At 39.1% G+C, this 15,356-nt stretch carries 16 protein-coding genes and 1 other RNA gene; 9 read left to right on the forward strand and 8 right to left on the reverse strand.

The annotated features are described in order from the left end of the window. Positions 1–9: 9 nt before the first annotated feature. Positions 10–597, reverse strand: coding sequence for a DUF4136 domain-containing protein (locus ACOV1Q_RS08540; protein WP_424493980.1), 588 nt, complete (start codon positions 595–597; stop codon positions 10–12). Positions 598–779: 182 nt separating this feature from the next. Between ACOV1Q_RS08540 and ACOV1Q_RS08545 the strand changes: the two genes are divergently transcribed. From ACOV1Q_RS08545 to ACOV1Q_RS08555, 3 genes are all read left to right on the forward strand, one after another. Next, positions 780–1,502 (forward strand): hypothetical protein, encoded by a 723-nt coding sequence (locus tag ACOV1Q_RS08545; protein ID WP_424493981.1) that lies wholly within the window; start codon positions 780–782, stop codon positions 1,500–1,502. A gap of 77 nt (positions 1,503–1,579) precedes the next feature. Next, positions 1,580–1,834: a putative signal transducing protein gene (locus ACOV1Q_RS08550; RefSeq protein WP_424493982.1), complete on the forward strand. Its 255-nt coding sequence runs from the start codon at positions 1,580–1,582 to the stop codon at positions 1,832–1,834. Then, positions 1,821–2,045, forward strand: a complete 225-nt coding sequence (locus ACOV1Q_RS08555) for a hypothetical protein (protein ID WP_424493983.1) — start codon at positions 1,821–1,823, stop codon at positions 2,043–2,045. Before ACOV1Q_RS08550 ends, ACOV1Q_RS08555 begins: the two co-directional genes overlap by 14 nt. Positions 2,046–2,120: 75 nt before the next feature. Here ACOV1Q_RS08555 and ACOV1Q_RS08560 read toward each other — a convergent pair whose 3' ends face one another. Next, positions 2,121–3,755: an ABC-F family ATP-binding cassette domain-containing protein gene (locus ACOV1Q_RS08560; protein WP_424493984.1), complete on the reverse strand. Its 1,635-nt coding sequence runs from the start codon at positions 3,753–3,755 to the stop codon at positions 2,121–2,123. Between the two features lie 161 nt (positions 3,756–3,916). Here ACOV1Q_RS08560 and ACOV1Q_RS08565 point away from each other — a divergent pair, with 161 nt between their 5' ends. Next, positions 3,917–5,347 (forward strand): TlpA family protein disulfide reductase, encoded by a 1,431-nt coding sequence (locus ACOV1Q_RS08565; protein ID WP_424493985.1) that lies wholly within the window; start codon positions 3,917–3,919, stop codon positions 5,345–5,347. 57 nt (positions 5,348–5,404) lie between these two features. Here ACOV1Q_RS08565 and fsa read toward each other — a convergent pair whose 3' ends face one another. The 3 genes from fsa to ffs all read right to left on the reverse strand — a co-directional run bounded on the left by fsa (position 5,405) and on the right by ffs (position 7,069). Further along, on the reverse strand, positions 5,405–6,058 hold the full coding sequence (fsa, locus tag ACOV1Q_RS08570) for a fructose-6-phosphate aldolase (RefSeq protein ID WP_424493986.1): 654 nt from the start codon (positions 6,056–6,058) through the stop codon (positions 5,405–5,407). Positions 6,059–6,110: 52 nt separating this feature from the next. Further along, complete coding sequence (locus tag ACOV1Q_RS08575) at positions 6,111–6,929, reverse strand: SDR family oxidoreductase (protein ID WP_424493987.1); 819 nt, start codon at positions 6,927–6,929, stop codon at positions 6,111–6,113. Positions 6,930–6,970: 41 nt separating this feature from the next. Beyond that, positions 6,971–7,069, reverse strand: an RNA gene (gene ffs / locus ACOV1Q_RS08580) — signal recognition particle sRNA small type. 87 nt (positions 7,070–7,156) lie between these two features. On the opposite strand from ffs, the gene ACOV1Q_RS08585 reads away from it, so the two are divergent. Both ACOV1Q_RS08585 and ACOV1Q_RS08590 read left to right on the forward strand, forming a co-directional pair. Continuing rightward, positions 7,157–8,224: a glutaminyl-peptide cyclotransferase gene (locus ACOV1Q_RS08585; RefSeq protein ID WP_424493988.1), complete on the forward strand. Its 1,068-nt coding sequence runs from the start codon at positions 7,157–7,159 to the stop codon at positions 8,222–8,224. Next, the gene (locus ACOV1Q_RS08590; RefSeq protein ID WP_424493989.1) at positions 8,221–8,634 is read left to right on the forward strand and encodes an acyl-CoA thioesterase; all 414 of its coding nucleotides are present in this window, start codon (positions 8,221–8,223) and stop codon (positions 8,632–8,634) included. The genes ACOV1Q_RS08585 and ACOV1Q_RS08590 overlap by 4 nt, the downstream gene beginning before the upstream one ends. 88 nt (positions 8,635–8,722) lie before the next feature. Here ACOV1Q_RS08590 and glyA read toward each other — a convergent pair whose 3' ends face one another. Then, complete coding sequence (gene glyA, locus ACOV1Q_RS08595) at positions 8,723–9,997, reverse strand: serine hydroxymethyltransferase (protein WP_424493990.1); 1,275 nt, start codon at positions 9,995–9,997, stop codon at positions 8,723–8,725. Positions 9,998–10,109: 112 nt separating this feature from the next. Here glyA and fahA point away from each other — a divergent pair, with 112 nt between their 5' ends. Next, positions 10,110–11,402 carry a fumarylacetoacetase gene (gene fahA / locus ACOV1Q_RS08600; RefSeq protein ID WP_424493991.1) on the forward strand — a complete coding sequence of 431 codons (1,293 nt, stop codon included), beginning with the start codon at positions 10,110–10,112 and terminating at the stop codon, positions 11,400–11,402. A 99-nt stretch (positions 11,403–11,501) separates the two neighbouring features. Here fahA and ACOV1Q_RS08605 read toward each other — a convergent pair whose 3' ends face one another. Then, entirely contained in the window at positions 11,502–11,765 is a 264-nt protein-coding gene (locus ACOV1Q_RS08605; protein ID WP_424494323.1) for a hypothetical protein, read from the reverse strand. A gap of 107 nt (positions 11,766–11,872) precedes the next feature. Between ACOV1Q_RS08605 and fumC the strand changes: the two genes are divergently transcribed. Both fumC and ACOV1Q_RS08615 read left to right on the forward strand, forming a co-directional pair. After that, complete coding sequence (fumC, locus tag ACOV1Q_RS08610) at positions 11,873–13,270, forward strand: class II fumarate hydratase (RefSeq protein ID WP_424493992.1); 1,398 nt, start codon at positions 11,873–11,875, stop codon at positions 13,268–13,270. A 178-nt stretch (positions 13,271–13,448) separates the two neighbouring features. Beyond that, the gene (locus tag ACOV1Q_RS08615) at positions 13,449–13,850 is read left to right on the forward strand and encodes a hypothetical protein (protein ID WP_424493993.1); all 402 of its coding nucleotides are present in this window, start codon (positions 13,449–13,451) and stop codon (positions 13,848–13,850) included. Here ACOV1Q_RS08615 and hutH read toward each other — a convergent pair. Then, a complete protein-coding gene (gene hutH / locus ACOV1Q_RS08620; RefSeq protein ID WP_424494314.1) occupies positions 13,825–15,333 on the reverse strand; it encodes a histidine ammonia-lyase in 1,509 nt (502 codons plus the stop codon). The genes ACOV1Q_RS08615 and hutH overlap by 26 nt on opposite strands. Positions 15,334–15,356 lie beyond the last annotated feature (23 nt).

Here is a 15,356-nt window from a genome sequence, read left to right on the forward strand (position 1 = left end):
TGCCAACTTCTATCCCGGATATTCTTCAAAAATGGCATTTATGTAGTCTCTTATTTCCTGGTCAAGATTCCCCGCCTGTACCACATCATTAGCACGACCTCTCCAAACAATTTCATTGGTGCGACGGTCAATAAGGTCAACTACAATAGTACCTTCTTTATACGGCACCTGCTCAATGCCCGTCCCCGCAATTCTTGGAATAGTAAAGTAGTTATTGTACAAATAATTCCTGTAGTATGGTCCCACATAATATCCAGGTCGATAATAGCTGTAATTTGTATAAACTGGTGAGGCATTCACCGCCATTTCTTCATCAAACATAATATGATAATAAACCAGAAGATCTGGCTGACTGCGTTCCAATCGCAGATTTTGTTCTTTCATGTTCTGGTTAATGCCATCAATGACAATTTCATTGATATAGTCATTATCATAATTGCTATTTAGGATGGTATCCTGATTGGGCAAGAAAGAGTAGCTGGAATAATTACTTAAATCCCTACTCGTTTTCTTATCGGTATTTACTTTGGGCCCACACCCTACGATAAACAAAGTGAGAATAAAACTGACTCCAAAAAAATAATTCTTAAGCTTCATTGTCTTCTTATTTTAATTATACATTTTTAATTTAATTATTTCATCAGGATTATTCCCAATTGCACTGCCGGGTTTAAACAGACTTTAACCATAATAACTGGAAATTAACCTTTCGTTTCATTTATTACCTTTTGCATCTTAGTGTCCATTTACCTATTTTTAGAAGGTTAAAGTGAAAGAAGATGTTGATAGAAAAAGTAGATTTACGGCAAAAGCTGAAAGCGTTTAGGGAGCGGGAGATTTCTGAAGCAGCAATTCTCGAACAGGTAAAATCTTTGCTCAAGAAGGATTCCGAAGAAAAAAACAGCGAGCTACTGCAAAGAATTAGGAATGAAGCCTCAGCAGATGAAAATCCATTTAATCTTGATCTTTTAACTTCCGGAAGAATTTTTCATATTTCCCATATAAAATACATTTGTATAACTTATAGATTGCGTTTCCTTGAAACCAGGTATTTTAAAGCTCCTATTCCCGAAGAAGCCTGCAATGAAATAAGAGAAATTGAACGCATTCACGATCTCACTTTAAAAGGTTTTAAAATCGTAGCTCCTTCAAAAAGTTTTCAATTGGAAAACGCAGATGACCCGATTCTTTTTGCCCCGATTGGAAACGGCTACTATTACCTTATCCACAAATGGGGAAATGACCTTACTCCTTTCCGGAAATTAATGGTTTGGCCGCTGAAGAACATGGAAAATCTTATGATATTCACTTTAATCTTTAGTCTTGCAACTACCTTCGTATTGAGAGCCCTCTTTTTCTCTCAGTACCAGGAAAGTGCCCAATTTATTATGCTATTTCTTTTTACATTCAAATCAATGGTAGCGTTGCTTGTTTTTTCCGGAGTTGCACTTGGTAAGAATTTCAACACAGGGATTTGGAACAGCAAATACTACAATGCTTAAGAATTTTGTTAAACTCTGTTTAAAGGAAAAGGAAAATTTCGTTGCTATTCTTAACTTCATAAATCAAAATAACAGACATGGACATTGAAGAAGATTTTAAGCACATTTACACAGGATCTGAAGTTAACGTGCAATACCTGCAGGAGTTACTTGAAAAAGACGGAATCGCATCGCGTATGAGAAACGACTTTGATTCTGGATTAAGAGCTGGTTTTGGAGGTGGCCTTCCGGGGCAGGTTCTTTTATTTGCAGAAACCGAGCATCTTGAAAAAGCTCGAAAGATCGTTACAAATACCTTTCCTGAAGAAGAAGCAGAAAATGAAGAAAATTAGTCCGTTGTTTCTTATGAGCGACCAAACTTCCCCCAAGAAACGGAATTATTTACACCTGGTTATAGGGCTGGCTTTTTTAAGCTACGGTTCCTATCGCATGTTTTCATTCTTTAATGGAGAGGAATATTCTAATTTCAGGTTAATTGTTGTCATAGGGTTTATCGTGCTTGGTGTATTTGATTTGTATAAATTCTTCCAACCCGGAAAATAAAAAAAGTTGTCAAAAATGGCATTTTTCATACCTTTTTCGACAACTTTTTATCAAATCTAAAAACCTGAAGACGGGTTACATCACCTTCCCTGCATACATTTTTTCCCGCTGCTCTCTTATCTTCTTATCACTCATATATTCATCAAAGCTCAGGTAGCGGTCAATTGCTCCACCCGGGGTAAGTTCAATGATACGATTTGCAACTGTTTGCGCAAATTCGTGATCATGGGTAGTAAAAAGGATGGTTCCCTTGAAGTTTTTCAGCGAATTATTAAAAGCTGTAATAGATTCGAGGTCCAGGTGGTTGGTTGGTTCATCCAGCATCAAGACATTTGCTCTCATCATCATCATTCTGCTTAACATACAACGCACCTTTTCACCTCCAGAAAGAACATTCGATGTTTTAAGAGCTTCTTCCCCGCTAAAGATCATTTTTCCGAGGAACCCGCGGATGTAAACTTCTTCTCTTTCCTCTTCTGTTTTTGCCCACTGCCTTAACCAATCCACTAACGTAAGGTCATTGTCAAAATATTCTGAATTATCCAGAGGAAGGTAAGATTGGTTAGTGGTGACCCCCCAGCTGTATTTTCCTGAAAGGGCCTTTTGCTTTCCATTGATGATCTCATAAAAGGCTGTAGTGGCCCTGGAATCTTTGGAATAAACCACCACTTTATCACCTTTTGCAAGGTTAATGTTCACATTTTCAAATAAAGTTTCACCTTCAATTGAAGCTGAGAGACCTTCAACATTTAAAATTTGATCACCGGCTTCCCTTTCTCTTTCAAAAATAATTGCAGGATACCTTCGGCTCGATGGCTTGATGTCCTCAATATTTAGTTTATCAATCATTTTCTTACGCGAAGTAGCTTGTTTAGATTTTGCTACGTTGGCGCTAAATCGCATTATGAATTCCTGTAGCTCCTTCTTCTTCTCTTCAGCTTTTTTGTTCTGTTGGGAACGTTGCCTGGCTGCTAATTGGGAGGATTCATACCAGAAGGTATAGTTACCGCTGTAATGGTTAATTTTTCCGAAGTCAATATCAGAAATATGAGTACATACAGAATCCAGGAAGTGACGGTCGTGGGAAACCACGATTACTGTATTTTCATAGTTGGCCAGAAAGTTCTCTAACCACGAGATGGTTTCATAATCCAGGTCGTTTGTAGGCTCATCCATAATTAGCACATCTGGGTTTCCAAACAAAGCCTGGGCGAGTAGAACCCTTACCTTCAATTTATTATCAAGATCTCCCATAAGGGTGTAATGATTGTCTTCTTTTATCCCAAGGTTTGAAAGCATGGCTGCAGCTTCACTGTCGGCATTCCAGCCGTTCATCTCCTCGAATTCCACCTGTAACACTCCTACCCTTTCTCCATCTGCATCATTGAAATCTTCTTTTGCATAGATTTCATCCATTTCCTTTTTAATATTGTAAAGAGGCTTATTTCCCATAATAACGGTTTCCAGTACAGGATATTCATCATAAAGGTTATGATCCTGTTCAAGAACCGACATGCGCTTGCCGGGTTCCAGGTGAACGTGTCCTGAAGTAGGTTCAGATTTCCCACTTAGAATTTTAAGAAAAGTGGATTTTCCAGCGCCATTAGCACCTATGACCCCATAGATATTTCCCTGTGTGAAAGTAGTGTTTACCTCATCAAACAATACTCTTTTTCCAAACTGAACCGAAAGATTTGAAACTGATAGCATATAAAGAATCTAATTTTTTGCAAAAGTAGCCAATTAACCCAAAATCATGAAAGATTAACTTTTATAAATTCCTTTTTAACTCATGGTTAACAATCAACATGATAGTACACGCGTATTTTTGCCCCTGCATTAAAATTTTTGACCTCCCAATTTGATTTTTTGTGTACAAATTTAAATTTTACGCGGCTTTGCTATTCATTGGCACTTGTGCTATGGGTTGTGCTGATTCAGCCGAAAAGCCTTCTAGAGATGCCTACATAGGAGGTCAAATAATCAACCCAACTTCAAAGTATGTTATCTTTTTGAAGGATAACTTAGAAATTGATACAGTTTATCTCGATCAAAAAAACCGTTTTCAGTTAAAGATCAGGGACGTGGAGCAGGGACTTTACAGCTTTAAACATCTGCCCGAAACTCAATTTTTTTACCTGCTGCCTGGGGATAGTTTATTAATGAGGGTGAACTCCATTGAATTTGATGAATCACTGCACTTCAGTGGAACTGGAAGTGAAAGAAATAATTATCTTCTGGAGTCTTTTCTTCTAAATGAAAGCTATACAAACCTCCTGCTCTCCTACCATGAGAGCTCTCCTGAAGCTTTTGCTAAAAAGACAGATTCTTTAGAAAACAAGCAACTAGCGAGGCTGAAAGAATTGGACAAAAAGCATAATTTCTCGAAAGAATTTATGAGTTATGCGCAAAAATCTGCTTCTTACGATGCCATGGATCTACGGGAGCGATATACCTACCTGATCAATAAGTATTACAAAAAGTTTTCAGATCAACTTACCGACGAGTTTTACTGCTACAGAAAAGATATTGATTTCAATGACCCCATATTGCAAACCAGTCCAAGTTATTTAAGGTTTGTTGACAGCTATCTCATTAATAAAGCCATGGATACATGTGCCAAGGCAAACTTAGATCACGACGATTGTTATGATTTATACGATCACGGAAATATTACTACCAGAATAAAGCTCCTCGATTCTCTTACTACACTTCCACTGGTAAAGCAGCATTTTTTTCGAAAATTGGGTGCATTGGGAATCGTTATGGCGAAGAACAGGGAGGAAATTGTTTCGATCCTGGACCTGGTTGAAGAAAAAGGATATCCTGAGAATGAACTTCAAAAGTTATATAGTGTTGGAAATATTCAACTCGCTTACCTTCCAGGGATGAACGTGAGCCAGGTAGAACTCGCAGATATTTCCGGCAATAAAAAACCTTTTAAAGATATTACAGGCAGCAAGCCTGTAGTGGTATTTCTATGGTCAATTTTCTCAACCGATAATCACCGGAAAAACCACAAAATAATAAGAGATCTTCGAAGCAAATATCCCGAAGTACAATTTATTGGGATCAATATTGATGCTCAAAACAACTTTAACTGGAAAAGAACAGTGAGAAAATTTGGTTACGATCAGGAAAACGAATTCCAATTGATTACCACACGAATTGGACCGGATGCTTTCCAATATTACCTCAACAAATCTCTTTTTATAGATCCTAAGGCGGAAGTTGTAATAGGGAATGCCTACATTAATTCACCGCAGTTCGAGAGTGAAATTCTTGAATTTCTGAATCGCTAAAAACAAAAAAACCCGGAACAGTTTCCGGGTTTTCATATTTTATTTTGATCTGCACTACTAGTTACCCTTCTTGTGATCTGCAAGAAATTTTTCCAGACCAATATCTGTCAAAGGATGATTTAACAATCCTGTAATTGAAGAAAGAGGACCGGTCATAACATCTGCACCAATTTTAGCACAATCAATAACGTGCATGGTATGTCTAATAGAAGCGGCAAGAATTTCGGTCTCAAATCCGTAGTTATCATAGATAAGCCTTATATCTGCAATAAGATTTAATCCATCTGTAGAGATATCATCGAGTCTGCCAAGAAATGGAGAGACATAAGTAGCTCCGGCTTTAGCAGCCAGTAACGCCTGCCCTGCAGAAAACACAAGTGTGCAATTGGTTTTTATATCATTATCACTAAAATATTTTATTGCTTTAATTCCTTCTTTAATCATAGGAACCTTCACAATAATTTGATCATGCAGTTCAGCAAGCTCCTCCCCTTCACGAACAATCTCATCAAAAGTAGTAGCAATAACCTCGGCACTTACATCACCTGTCACAATATCACAAATCTTCCTGTAATGTTTAAGGATGTTGTCTTTTCCTGTAATTCCTTCTTTAGCCATTAAAGATGGATTCGTAGTTACCCCATCCAAAACGCCTAAATCCTGTGCTTCTTTAATTTGATCAAGGTTGGCAGTATCAATAAAAAATTTCATGTTTAATTGGTTTTTATGTTTTTAAGAATGACTTGAACATCCTTTTGCAAATTTACAATTTATAATGCTTTAGGAGTAAACTCTCATATAATTTATCGGGTAAGATCCTTTTGAGAACAATAGAGAATTTTTGCATCCTATCACCTACTTTGTAATGTACTTTTGGGTTTTTAGTTTTAATAATTTTGTGTACATATTCAGCCATTATCTTAGGGTTTCCTCCTTCATCCACATGTTGGTTCATTATATTCAGGGTGCTCCCATAGGGCTCTCTGTAAGGACTCTCTTCCAGGACCGGGGAATGATATCTTCCCGCGGCTATATTTGTCGCAAAATCTCCCGGAGCTACATTTGTCATCTGGATATTAAAGTCTTTCAATTCCATTCTAAAAGCTTCGGTTGTAAGCTCCAGGGCACCTTTTGAAGCCGAATAAATGCCACGGTATGGCAATCCCATATAACCCGCGATAGATGTGATGTTAATGATGAGTCCGCCGTTATTTTTCCGCATCTCCGGCAAAACGGCCTTGATGACATTTAAAGGACCAAAATAATTGGTGTCAAATGCCTTTTTGATCTCTTCATCGGGAGTTTCTTCAATGGGACCGGTGATTCCCACACCTGCATTATTAATAAGAATATCAATTTTTCCAGCTTCGGAAATAACTTCGGAAACTGCCGATTTGATCGTTTCTTTTTTGGTAACATCCAGCGTTACCAAAGGAAAATTTAATGAAGTTCCTTTTGACGGATTTCTACTGGTTCCAAAAACCTTATAATTTTTTGAGAGAAGGTGTTCTGCGATTGCTTTTCCAATACCGGAAGAAGCGCCTGTGATAAGTACTACTTTTGAAGCAGTTTGTTTTTCCATATCCTGCAAAGATGCGATAATATTTAGATACCGGAAACAAAAAATGGCAAGCTCCCCACATCACACCGCTACGACCGCTTACCCTTGCTGCGTTCCCGCCCTGGGGGATTCAGCAGGAGCTGGTTGTGTGGGACTTGCCGGTGCAAATATACAACCTTTCATACTTTTTGCAAGCATTTTTTAAACTGAATTAAATAAATTATCTTGCTTATAAATGGAATATTGAAATGAAATTATACAACTACCTGGTGCTGTTAATTTTAGCATCATTCATGATTTCCTGTGGTGAAAAGGCAGGAGAAAAAAATTCTGATTTTAATCTTAATTTTTCCGGTGGAGACGGCGAATTTCAGCTAGGGGAATCTTTGAAAGTAAACCTTCAGAACAAGAAAAATCGGGAAATAGATTCGGTCGTTTATTTTTTTCAGGACGAAAGAATCGGAAAGACATCCAAAAATGACATTTTTGAGTATAATTTCAGAAATATAAAGTTGGGAAAATGGGAGCTTAGCGCCAAAATTTTTTCCGAAGGAGAACAGGAGGAGATCAGCCAACCTGTGACTGTATATAACGATGCACCACCTGTAACCTACACTTATAAGATCATCAATACCTATCCTCACTCCCCCGACGCCTACACGCAGGGGCTTGAATTTCATAATGACACTTTGTTTGAGAGCACCGGACAGTATGGGGAATCTTCTCTTAGAAAGGTGGAACTTGAAACAGGAAATGTATATGAATCTATAGAGCTTGATGACAATTATTTCGCTGAAGGCCTTACCGTTTTAAACAATAAAGTTTACCAGCTCACCTGGAAAGCCGAGGAAGGATTTATCTATGATGCTAGTACTCTTGAAAAAACAGGAAATTTCGCCTACAGCCAAAGTAAAGAAGGCTGGGGATTGGCGAATGACGGGGAACGGCTATACAAAAGCGACGGTACAGAAAAGATCTGGATCCTGCACCCGGAAACTCTGGCCGAAGAAAATTATATCCAAACCGTCACCCACAGAACAATTTCCACACAGCTAAATGAACTGGAATGGGTAAACGGAAGAATTTACGCAAACACGTACCAACGGGATGGCGTCGCAATTATAAATCCGGAGAACGGTGCGATTGAAGGACTTATCAATTTTAAAGGACTTCGTGAGAAATTGGATAATACGGAAGATCTTGATCCATTGAATGATGTTTTAAATGGAATTGCCTATAACCCCACCACCCAAAAATTATACGTTACAGGCAAAAACTGGGATAAGTTATTTGAAGTAGAAATTGTAAAAAAATGAAAAACATACCAGCAGAAACATATTCCCATAAAAGAACAGTCTTAAAGGAAGACCTGGACGAATTGCAACATGTGAACAACGTGCGTTATGTACAGTGGATCCAGGATATTGCAAAAGAACACTGGGATGTACGGGCAACAGAAAAGTTAAAAAGAGACTTCTTTTGGGTGGTAATACGCCATGAAATAGATTATAAAAAGCAGGCTTTCCTGGATGATGAGCTACTCATCGAAACATACGTGGGCGACACCACTTTTGTGACTTCAGAAAGATTTGTAAATATTAAAAAAGCAGATACAGGAGAAATGCTTGTCGCTGCAAAATCGAACTGGTGCCTGCTCGATACCGGCACGAAGAAACCGACAAAAATTACAGACGACCTGCGCTACGTTTTTCACAAGCAGAAATGATCTCAAAAATGTCATTTTTCGAACATTTTCTATAAACAGAAAAAAGCTCCCGAAAAGGGAGCTTTTTGTATGTTATTGCCAAGTTAACCTACACCTGGAACAATGGTTTCCCTTTCATCATGGCAATCACTTCTTTCTTCACTGCTTCCAGTTCTTCCTCATTTTCAAAGTTGGCGATCACACGATCTACAAGGTCCACGACCTTAGCCATATCCGCTTCTTTTAATCCGCGGGTGGTGATGGCCGGCGTACCAATTCTCACTCCGGAAGTTACAAACGGAGATTTGTCATCAAAAGGAACCATATTCTTGTTAACCGTAATGTCGGCCTTCCCTAGTGCTTCTTCAGCTTGTTTTCCGGAGATATTTTTATTTCGAAGATCGATCAACATCATATGATTGTCTGTTCCACCAGAAATAACGTGGTACTCTTTTTCAAGAAATGCTTCTGCCATGGCTTTCGCATTTTTCTTCACCTGTACCGTATAGTGCAGAAATTCTTCTGAAAGTGCTTCCCCAAATGCCACCGCTTTAGCTGCGATGATATGCTCTAAGGGGCCGCCCTGGTTTCCGGGGAAAACTCCGCTATCTAGCAAAGAAGACATTTTTTTCAGATTTCCGTTCTTTAATTTCTGACCGAAAGGATTTTCAAAATCTTTTCCCATTAAAATCAATCCGCCGCGTGGACCACGTAGGGTTTTATGAGTAGTTGTGGTAACCACGTGACAATGCGGAATAGGATCTCCTAATAACCCTTTAGCGATCAAACCTGCAGGATGAGAAATATCTGCCATTAAAATAGCTCCAACTTTATCGGCTATTTCCCGCATCCTTTTATAATCAAATTCTTTTGAATAAGCAGAAGCACCTGCAATGATCATTTTTGGCTTCTCCTCTATGGCTACTTTTTCCATAGCATCATAATCAATAAGACCGGTTTCCTTATCCACGCCGTAAAATACAGGATCGTATAATTTTCCTGAGAAATTCACAGGAGAACCATGTGTTAAATGTCCTCCATGAGAAAGATCAAAACCCAGAATTTTATCACCGGGTTTTAAACAGGCATGATAAACAGCAGTATTTGCCTGTGATCCAGAATGCGGCTGTACGTTTGCATATTCGGCTCCAAAAAGTTCCTTTGCACGATCAATGGCCAGCTGTTCCACTTCATCTACCACACTGCAACCTCCATAATAACGTTTCCCGGGATAACCTTCGGCATACTTATTTGTGAGGACAGAACCTGCTGCTTCCAGTACCTGGTCACTTACAAAATTTTCACTCGCAATGAGCTCTAAACCATTTAGTTGCCTCTCCTTTTCGGCTTCAATTAGATCGAATATTTGCTGGTCTCTTTGCATAAGAATTTTTTACGTTAAATATTCCTCAAAAATAACAAATACATTCGGTTCTTACAGGGAAAATAATATATTTGGTTTGAAATAATTTTAACAAATTACCAACAAATCAATTATGCCCATTACAGCTAATAATCCAGAGAGAAAAACCTGGCTTGAAGTTTCTGAAAATTCAGATTTTCCTATTCAAAATATCCCCTTTGGAGTGTTTCTTACAAGAGATGACATCATTACCATTGGGACACGAATAGGAGATACTGCAATTGACCTTGGAGCTTTGCACCAGCTGGGTTATTTTGAAGGAATTCCGCTAACCGATGATATTTTTTTACAGGATACGCTAAACGATTTTATTTCTGACGGTAAAAAAACCTGGCGTCTTGTAAGAAACAGGATTGCGGATATATTTGACGCTGAAAATTCACAATTAAGAGATAATGACGAGCACCGAAATGTAGTACTTTTTGCACTTGATGAAATTGAGATGCAAATGCCGGTGCAGGTTGGAGATTATACAGATTTTTATTCGAGTAAAGAACACGCTACTAATGTAGGAACCATGTTCCGCGATCCAGACAATGCCTTGTTACCAAACTGGCTTCACATACCTGTGGGTTACCATGGAAGAAGTTCTTCCATTATTCCCAGCGGAATTCCAGTTCACAGGCCGAAAGGGCAAACGAAACCAAAAGATTCAGATGAACCGGTTTTCGGGCCTTCACAGCGGGTTGATTTCGAACTGGAAATGGCTTTTATAACTACAGATGCAAATCATCTGGGAGAACCAATTCCCATAGAAGAAGCTGAAGATTATATTTTTGGACTGGTACTTTTCAATGACTGGAGTGCCCGGGACATTCAAACCTGGGAATATGTGCCACTTGGACCATTTTTAGCGAAGAACTTTGCGTCCTCAATCTCTCCCTGGATCGTGACGCTGGATGCCTTAGATCCATACAGAACAGAGAGCCCTAAACCGGAACAGGAACCTCTTCCCTATTTAAGATCTAAAGGAAAGAAAAGCTTTGATATTAATTTAGAAGTAGCTTTGGAGCCTGAAGGTGCTGAAGAAACTGTTATCTCGCGCTCAAACTTCAAATACATGTACTGGAACATGAGCCAACAGCTGGCGCACCATACAGTGAACGGTTGCCCGGTACTTTCTGGAGATATGATGGGATCTGGAACTATTTCAGGACCCACGCCAGATTCTTACGGAAGTATGCTGGAGCTTTCCTGGAAAGGCGAAAAACCGGTGAAATTAAAAGACGGTAGGGAACGAAAATTTATTGAGGACAATGATACGGTAATTATGCGCGGATATTGTCAAAATAACACTCCTTACCGCATAGGATTTGGAGAAGTAAAAACAAAATTACTTCCTGTTTTCGAACCGAAGAAGAAATAATTCCTTTAAAAGGAGAACCAAAAAAGCCACTGAAAAGTGGCTTTTTTTATACTCGTTTTTTTTAAAAATAGGCCAAAAAAAAAGGACCTGAGTCCTTTTTTATTCATTTTCCTTTTCCAGGCGTTTTTTCTCTTTTCTCTCATCAAGCATTTCCTTGACGCTGCCTCCTATCCAGTAAGGAACGATGGCTGTTAGGAAAAGCATAAGCCAAAATCCAATAAGAACAATGATGGCAAACGCTAGAAAACCCAGATACTGATCAAATTCAAACATGATTTCCTTGGTTTTTGAATCTTCGTCAAAGATAACAACTCTGCACAGGTTATCACAATTATAATTCAAAATATTTCCGCGGATTCTCAAAGAGCATAAATTTTTTCATTCAGAACATAGAAACTCCTAATTTTGGGGAAACTTTAGCGGTCATCGTTAAACGAAATCTTAATTTTACATCTCAATTTATCAGCATTATGGAATACAGAATAGAAAAGGATACCATGGGGGACGTAAAGGTCCCGGCAGAAAAACTTTGGGGCGCACAAACAGAACGTTCCAGAAATAATTTCAAAATAGGTGCTCCTGCCAGCATGCCTCTGGAAATCATCTATGGCTTTGCCTATCTCAAAAAAGCTGCCGCTTACACCAACTGTGAAGCAGGGGTTCTTCCTGTTGACAAAAGAGATTTAATTGCCCAGGTGTGCGATGAAATTCTGCAAGGAAAGCATGACGATCAATTTCCATTGGTGATTTGGCAAACCGGAAGTGGTACCCAAAGTAATATGAACGTAAATGAAGTTATTGCTAACCGGGCTCACCAACTAGCAGGAAAAACCATTGGAGAAGGTGAAAAAACACTAACTCCAAATGATGACGTCAATAAATCTCAAAGCTCCAATGATACGTTCCCTACCGGAATGTACATTGCTACCTATAAAAAACTGATTGAAACCACCATCCCAGGAATAAAGAAACTTCGGAATTCGTTTAAAAAGAAATCTGAAGAATTTAAAGATGTGGTGAAAATAGGTCGTACACATTTTATGGATGCTACTCCCCTTACACTTGGCCAGGAATTTAGCGGGTACGTGTCTCAACTCGACCACGGTCTTACTGCTCTTGAAAATACACTACCCCACCTGTCAGAACTTGCTCTTGGAGGAACCGCTGTGGGAACCGGACTTAATACACCAAAAGGATATTCCAAACGCGTAGCAGAATATATCGCCAAATTCACAGAACTTCCTTTTGTTTCGGCACCAAATAAATTTGAAGCGCTTGCTGCTCATGATGCTTTTGTGGAAACTCATGGAGCATTGAAAACTCTCGCTGTTTCATTGAATAAAATTGCCAATGATGTAAGAATGCTAGCTTCAGGACCACGAAGCGGAATTGGGGAAATCAACATTCCTGCGAACGAACCAGGATCTTCCATTATGCCTGGAAAAGTAAATCCTACTCAGGTGGAAGCCATAACTATGGTTTGTGCACAGGTGATGGGAAATGATGTTGCTATCAATGTCGGTGGAATGCAGGGGCAATTCGAATTAAATGTTTTTAAACCTGTAATGGCCGCTAATATACTTCAAAGCGCACAATTGTTGGGCGATGCCTGTACTTCTTTCGAAGAACATTGCGTGTCGGGAATTGAACCTAATCATCCTCGTATCCAGGAATTATTAAATAATTCCCTCATGCTGGTCACTGCATTAAATACTAAAATAGGTTACTACAAAGCGGCAGAAATTGCTAATACTGCTCACAAAAATGGAACAACCCTTAAAGAAGAAGCTGTAAACCTGGGGTATGTCACCAAAGAAGAATTTGATGAATGGGTAAACCCAAAAGATATGGTGGGTGGTTTAAAATAGATCTTGCCTTAAGTTTCAAATTTTAAAGTGCTTCAAAAATGTCATTTTTGAAGCACTTATTTTATTACAACAGTTGATCAAACTTTCGCTAGAAATCTCAAAATATAATTGTTAAAAATAATTACCGGCTTCGCAGCAATTGTAGTACTTTTATCCCAAATTATTCCCTACACGATAAATGATAAAAATACATGAGCTTGAATTTGGTACTATCAGAATTCAGGATAAGCTATTAATTTCAGAATTAAAGGAAGGAATTCTTTTTGATGTTGAAAGTAATCGCCAGTTACTAAAACTTGGGGAAGAAGAATTCCAGGGCCAGCCATACGGTTATATTTCCAACAGGATCTTTTCCTATGCCGTAGATCCTCTGGTTTATCGGGAATCTGCTGCACATCTTCCATTAAAAGCGATCGCTGTCGTCACTAACACTGAACTTGGTTGGAAAAGCGCAGAATTGGAAAAAAGTTTTTATAGTAACAGCAACAGGTTTGAAATTTTCAGGTCTTGCGAAGAAGCAGTCCGTTGGATGGATGAAATTCTACACGCCACAGCTAATCAAAGACGTACTTTTCCCTAACATCCCAGTTTTCCATGAATTCCTTTGACTTTTGAATTAAAGGAGACATCACCACATCTTCCTTTACCAGCGGCACCTCTTTTCTGTAAGACTTAATCACATTTTCAAGGAATTCTGAAGTTTTATGTGGTTGGCGATAAGATAAAGCCTGGGAGGCATTAAAAAGTTCAATTGCAAGAATGGTTGCTGTATTTTCAACCACTTTTATCATCTTAGTGGCAGCGTTGGCACCCATGCTTACATGGTCTTCCTGCCCATTTGAAGAAACAATCGAATCCACACTGGCAGGTGTACACAATTGTTTGTTCTGACTCACAATGCTGGCGGCAGTGTACTGCGGAATCATAAATCCGCTGTTAAGTCCGGGCGCATCAACTAGAAATGCAGGCCCTCTTAGCCCTGAAACTAATTGATAAATCCTTCTTTCAGAAATATTCCCCAGCTCTGCCATGGCAATTGCAAGGTAATCAAGCGTGAGAGCCAGCGGTTGCCCGTGGAAATTTCCTCCAGAGATGATTTTATCTGCATCCACGAAAATATTTGGGTTATCGGTCACCGAATTTATTTCGGTCTTAAAACATTTGTGAACAAAAGACAAGGTATCTTTTGTGGCTCCATGCACCTGAGGAATACACCTGAAGGAGTATGGATCCTGAACATTCTTCTTGTGTTGTTGTGAAATTTCGCTTCCTTCAAGGAACCTCCTGATTCTTTCGGCTGTTTTGATTTGTCCCCTGTGCGGCCTCACCAAATGCACAAGCTCATCAAAAGGGGAAGTATTACAATCATAGGCATCTACAGAAATTGCCCCAATGAGATCTGCCCAATAAGAGAGTCTGTAGCTTTCCAGCAATGCATAAATGCCGTGAGCACTCATGAACTGGGTACCATTAAGCAAGGCAAGACCTTCTTTGGATTGCAGTCGTACCGGTTCCCACTCAAACTTTTTCAAAATAACTTCTGAAGGAAAGATTTCACCTTCATAATACACTTCTCCTTCCCCAATAAGCGGAAGTGACAAATGTGCCAGAGGTGCAAGATCTCCCGAAGCACCCAAAGAACCTTGGGAATAAATCACCGGAAGAATATCATTGTTATAAAAATCTATCAACCTGTTCACCGTTTCCAGCGAAACTCCCGAATGACCATAGCTGAGCGACTGAATCTTCAGCAGCAACATCAACCTGATGATTGGTTTTGAAATTTTCTCACCCGTACCACAGGCATGAGATTTTACCAAGTTCTCCTGCAGTTGCGTTAGATTTTCTGAAGAGATCCTTACATTGCACAAAGAGCCGAAACCGGTGTTTATTCCATAGACAGGTGTCTTATTCTTTTTAATCTTTTCATCCAGATAATCCCGGGCTTTTTCAATATTTCTACGTGCTTCATCGCTTAAAGCCAGCTGTTTCTCTTGTGAAATGATTTGGTGAATTTCTTCCAGGTCTAAAACAGAAGTGGAAATATAATGGTGGTCACTCATGGTATGCTTGATTCTTAAATTTT

This window comes from Salinimicrobium maris, assembly GCF_049680855.1.
Classification (GTDB): Bacteria; Bacteroidota; Bacteroidia; order Flavobacteriales; family Flavobacteriaceae; genus Salinimicrobium.

Excerpts from the sequence above, each read along its gene's own strand:
- glyA (WP_424493990.1), bottom strand. The coding sequence starts at position 9,997 with ATGCAAAGAGACCAGCAAATATTCGATCTAATTGAAGCCGAAAAGGAG.
- ACOV1Q_RS08575 (WP_424493987.1), bottom strand. The coding sequence starts at position 6,929 with ATGGAAAAACAAACTGCTTCAAAAGTAGTACTTATCACAGGCGCTTCT.
- fsa (WP_424493986.1), bottom strand. The coding sequence starts at position 6,058 with ATGAAATTTTTTATTGATACTGCCAACCTTGATCAAATTAAAGAAGCA.
- fumC (WP_424493992.1), top strand. The coding sequence starts at position 11,873 with ATGGAATACAGAATAGAAAAGGATACCATGGGGGACGTAAAGGTCCCG.
- ACOV1Q_RS08545 (WP_424493981.1), top strand. The coding sequence starts at position 780 with ATGTTGATAGAAAAAGTAGATTTACGGCAAAAGCTGAAAGCGTTTAGG.
- fahA (WP_424493991.1), top strand. The coding sequence starts at position 10,110 with ATGCCCATTACAGCTAATAATCCAGAGAGAAAAACCTGGCTTGAAGTT.
- ACOV1Q_RS08615 (WP_424493993.1), top strand. The coding sequence starts at position 13,449 with ATGATAAAAATACATGAGCTTGAATTTGGTACTATCAGAATTCAGGAT.
- hutH (WP_424494314.1), bottom strand. The coding sequence starts at position 15,333 with ATGAGTGACCACCATTATATTTCCACTTCTGTTTTAGACCTGGAAGAA.
- ACOV1Q_RS08585 (WP_424493988.1), top strand. The coding sequence starts at position 7,157 with ATGAAATTATACAACTACCTGGTGCTGTTAATTTTAGCATCATTCATG.
- ACOV1Q_RS08560 (WP_424493984.1), bottom strand. The coding sequence starts at position 3,755 with ATGCTATCAGTTTCAAATCTTTCGGTTCAGTTTGGAAAAAGAGTATTG.
- ACOV1Q_RS08540 (WP_424493980.1), bottom strand. The coding sequence starts at position 597 with ATGAAGCTTAAGAATTATTTTTTTGGAGTCAGTTTTATTCTCACTTTG.
- ACOV1Q_RS08550 (WP_424493982.1), top strand. The coding sequence starts at position 1,580 with ATGGACATTGAAGAAGATTTTAAGCACATTTACACAGGATCTGAAGTT.
- ACOV1Q_RS08590 (WP_424493989.1), top strand. The coding sequence starts at position 8,221 with ATGAAAAACATACCAGCAGAAACATATTCCCATAAAAGAACAGTCTTA.
- ACOV1Q_RS08555 (WP_424493983.1), top strand. The coding sequence starts at position 1,821 with ATGAAGAAAATTAGTCCGTTGTTTCTTATGAGCGACCAAACTTCCCCC.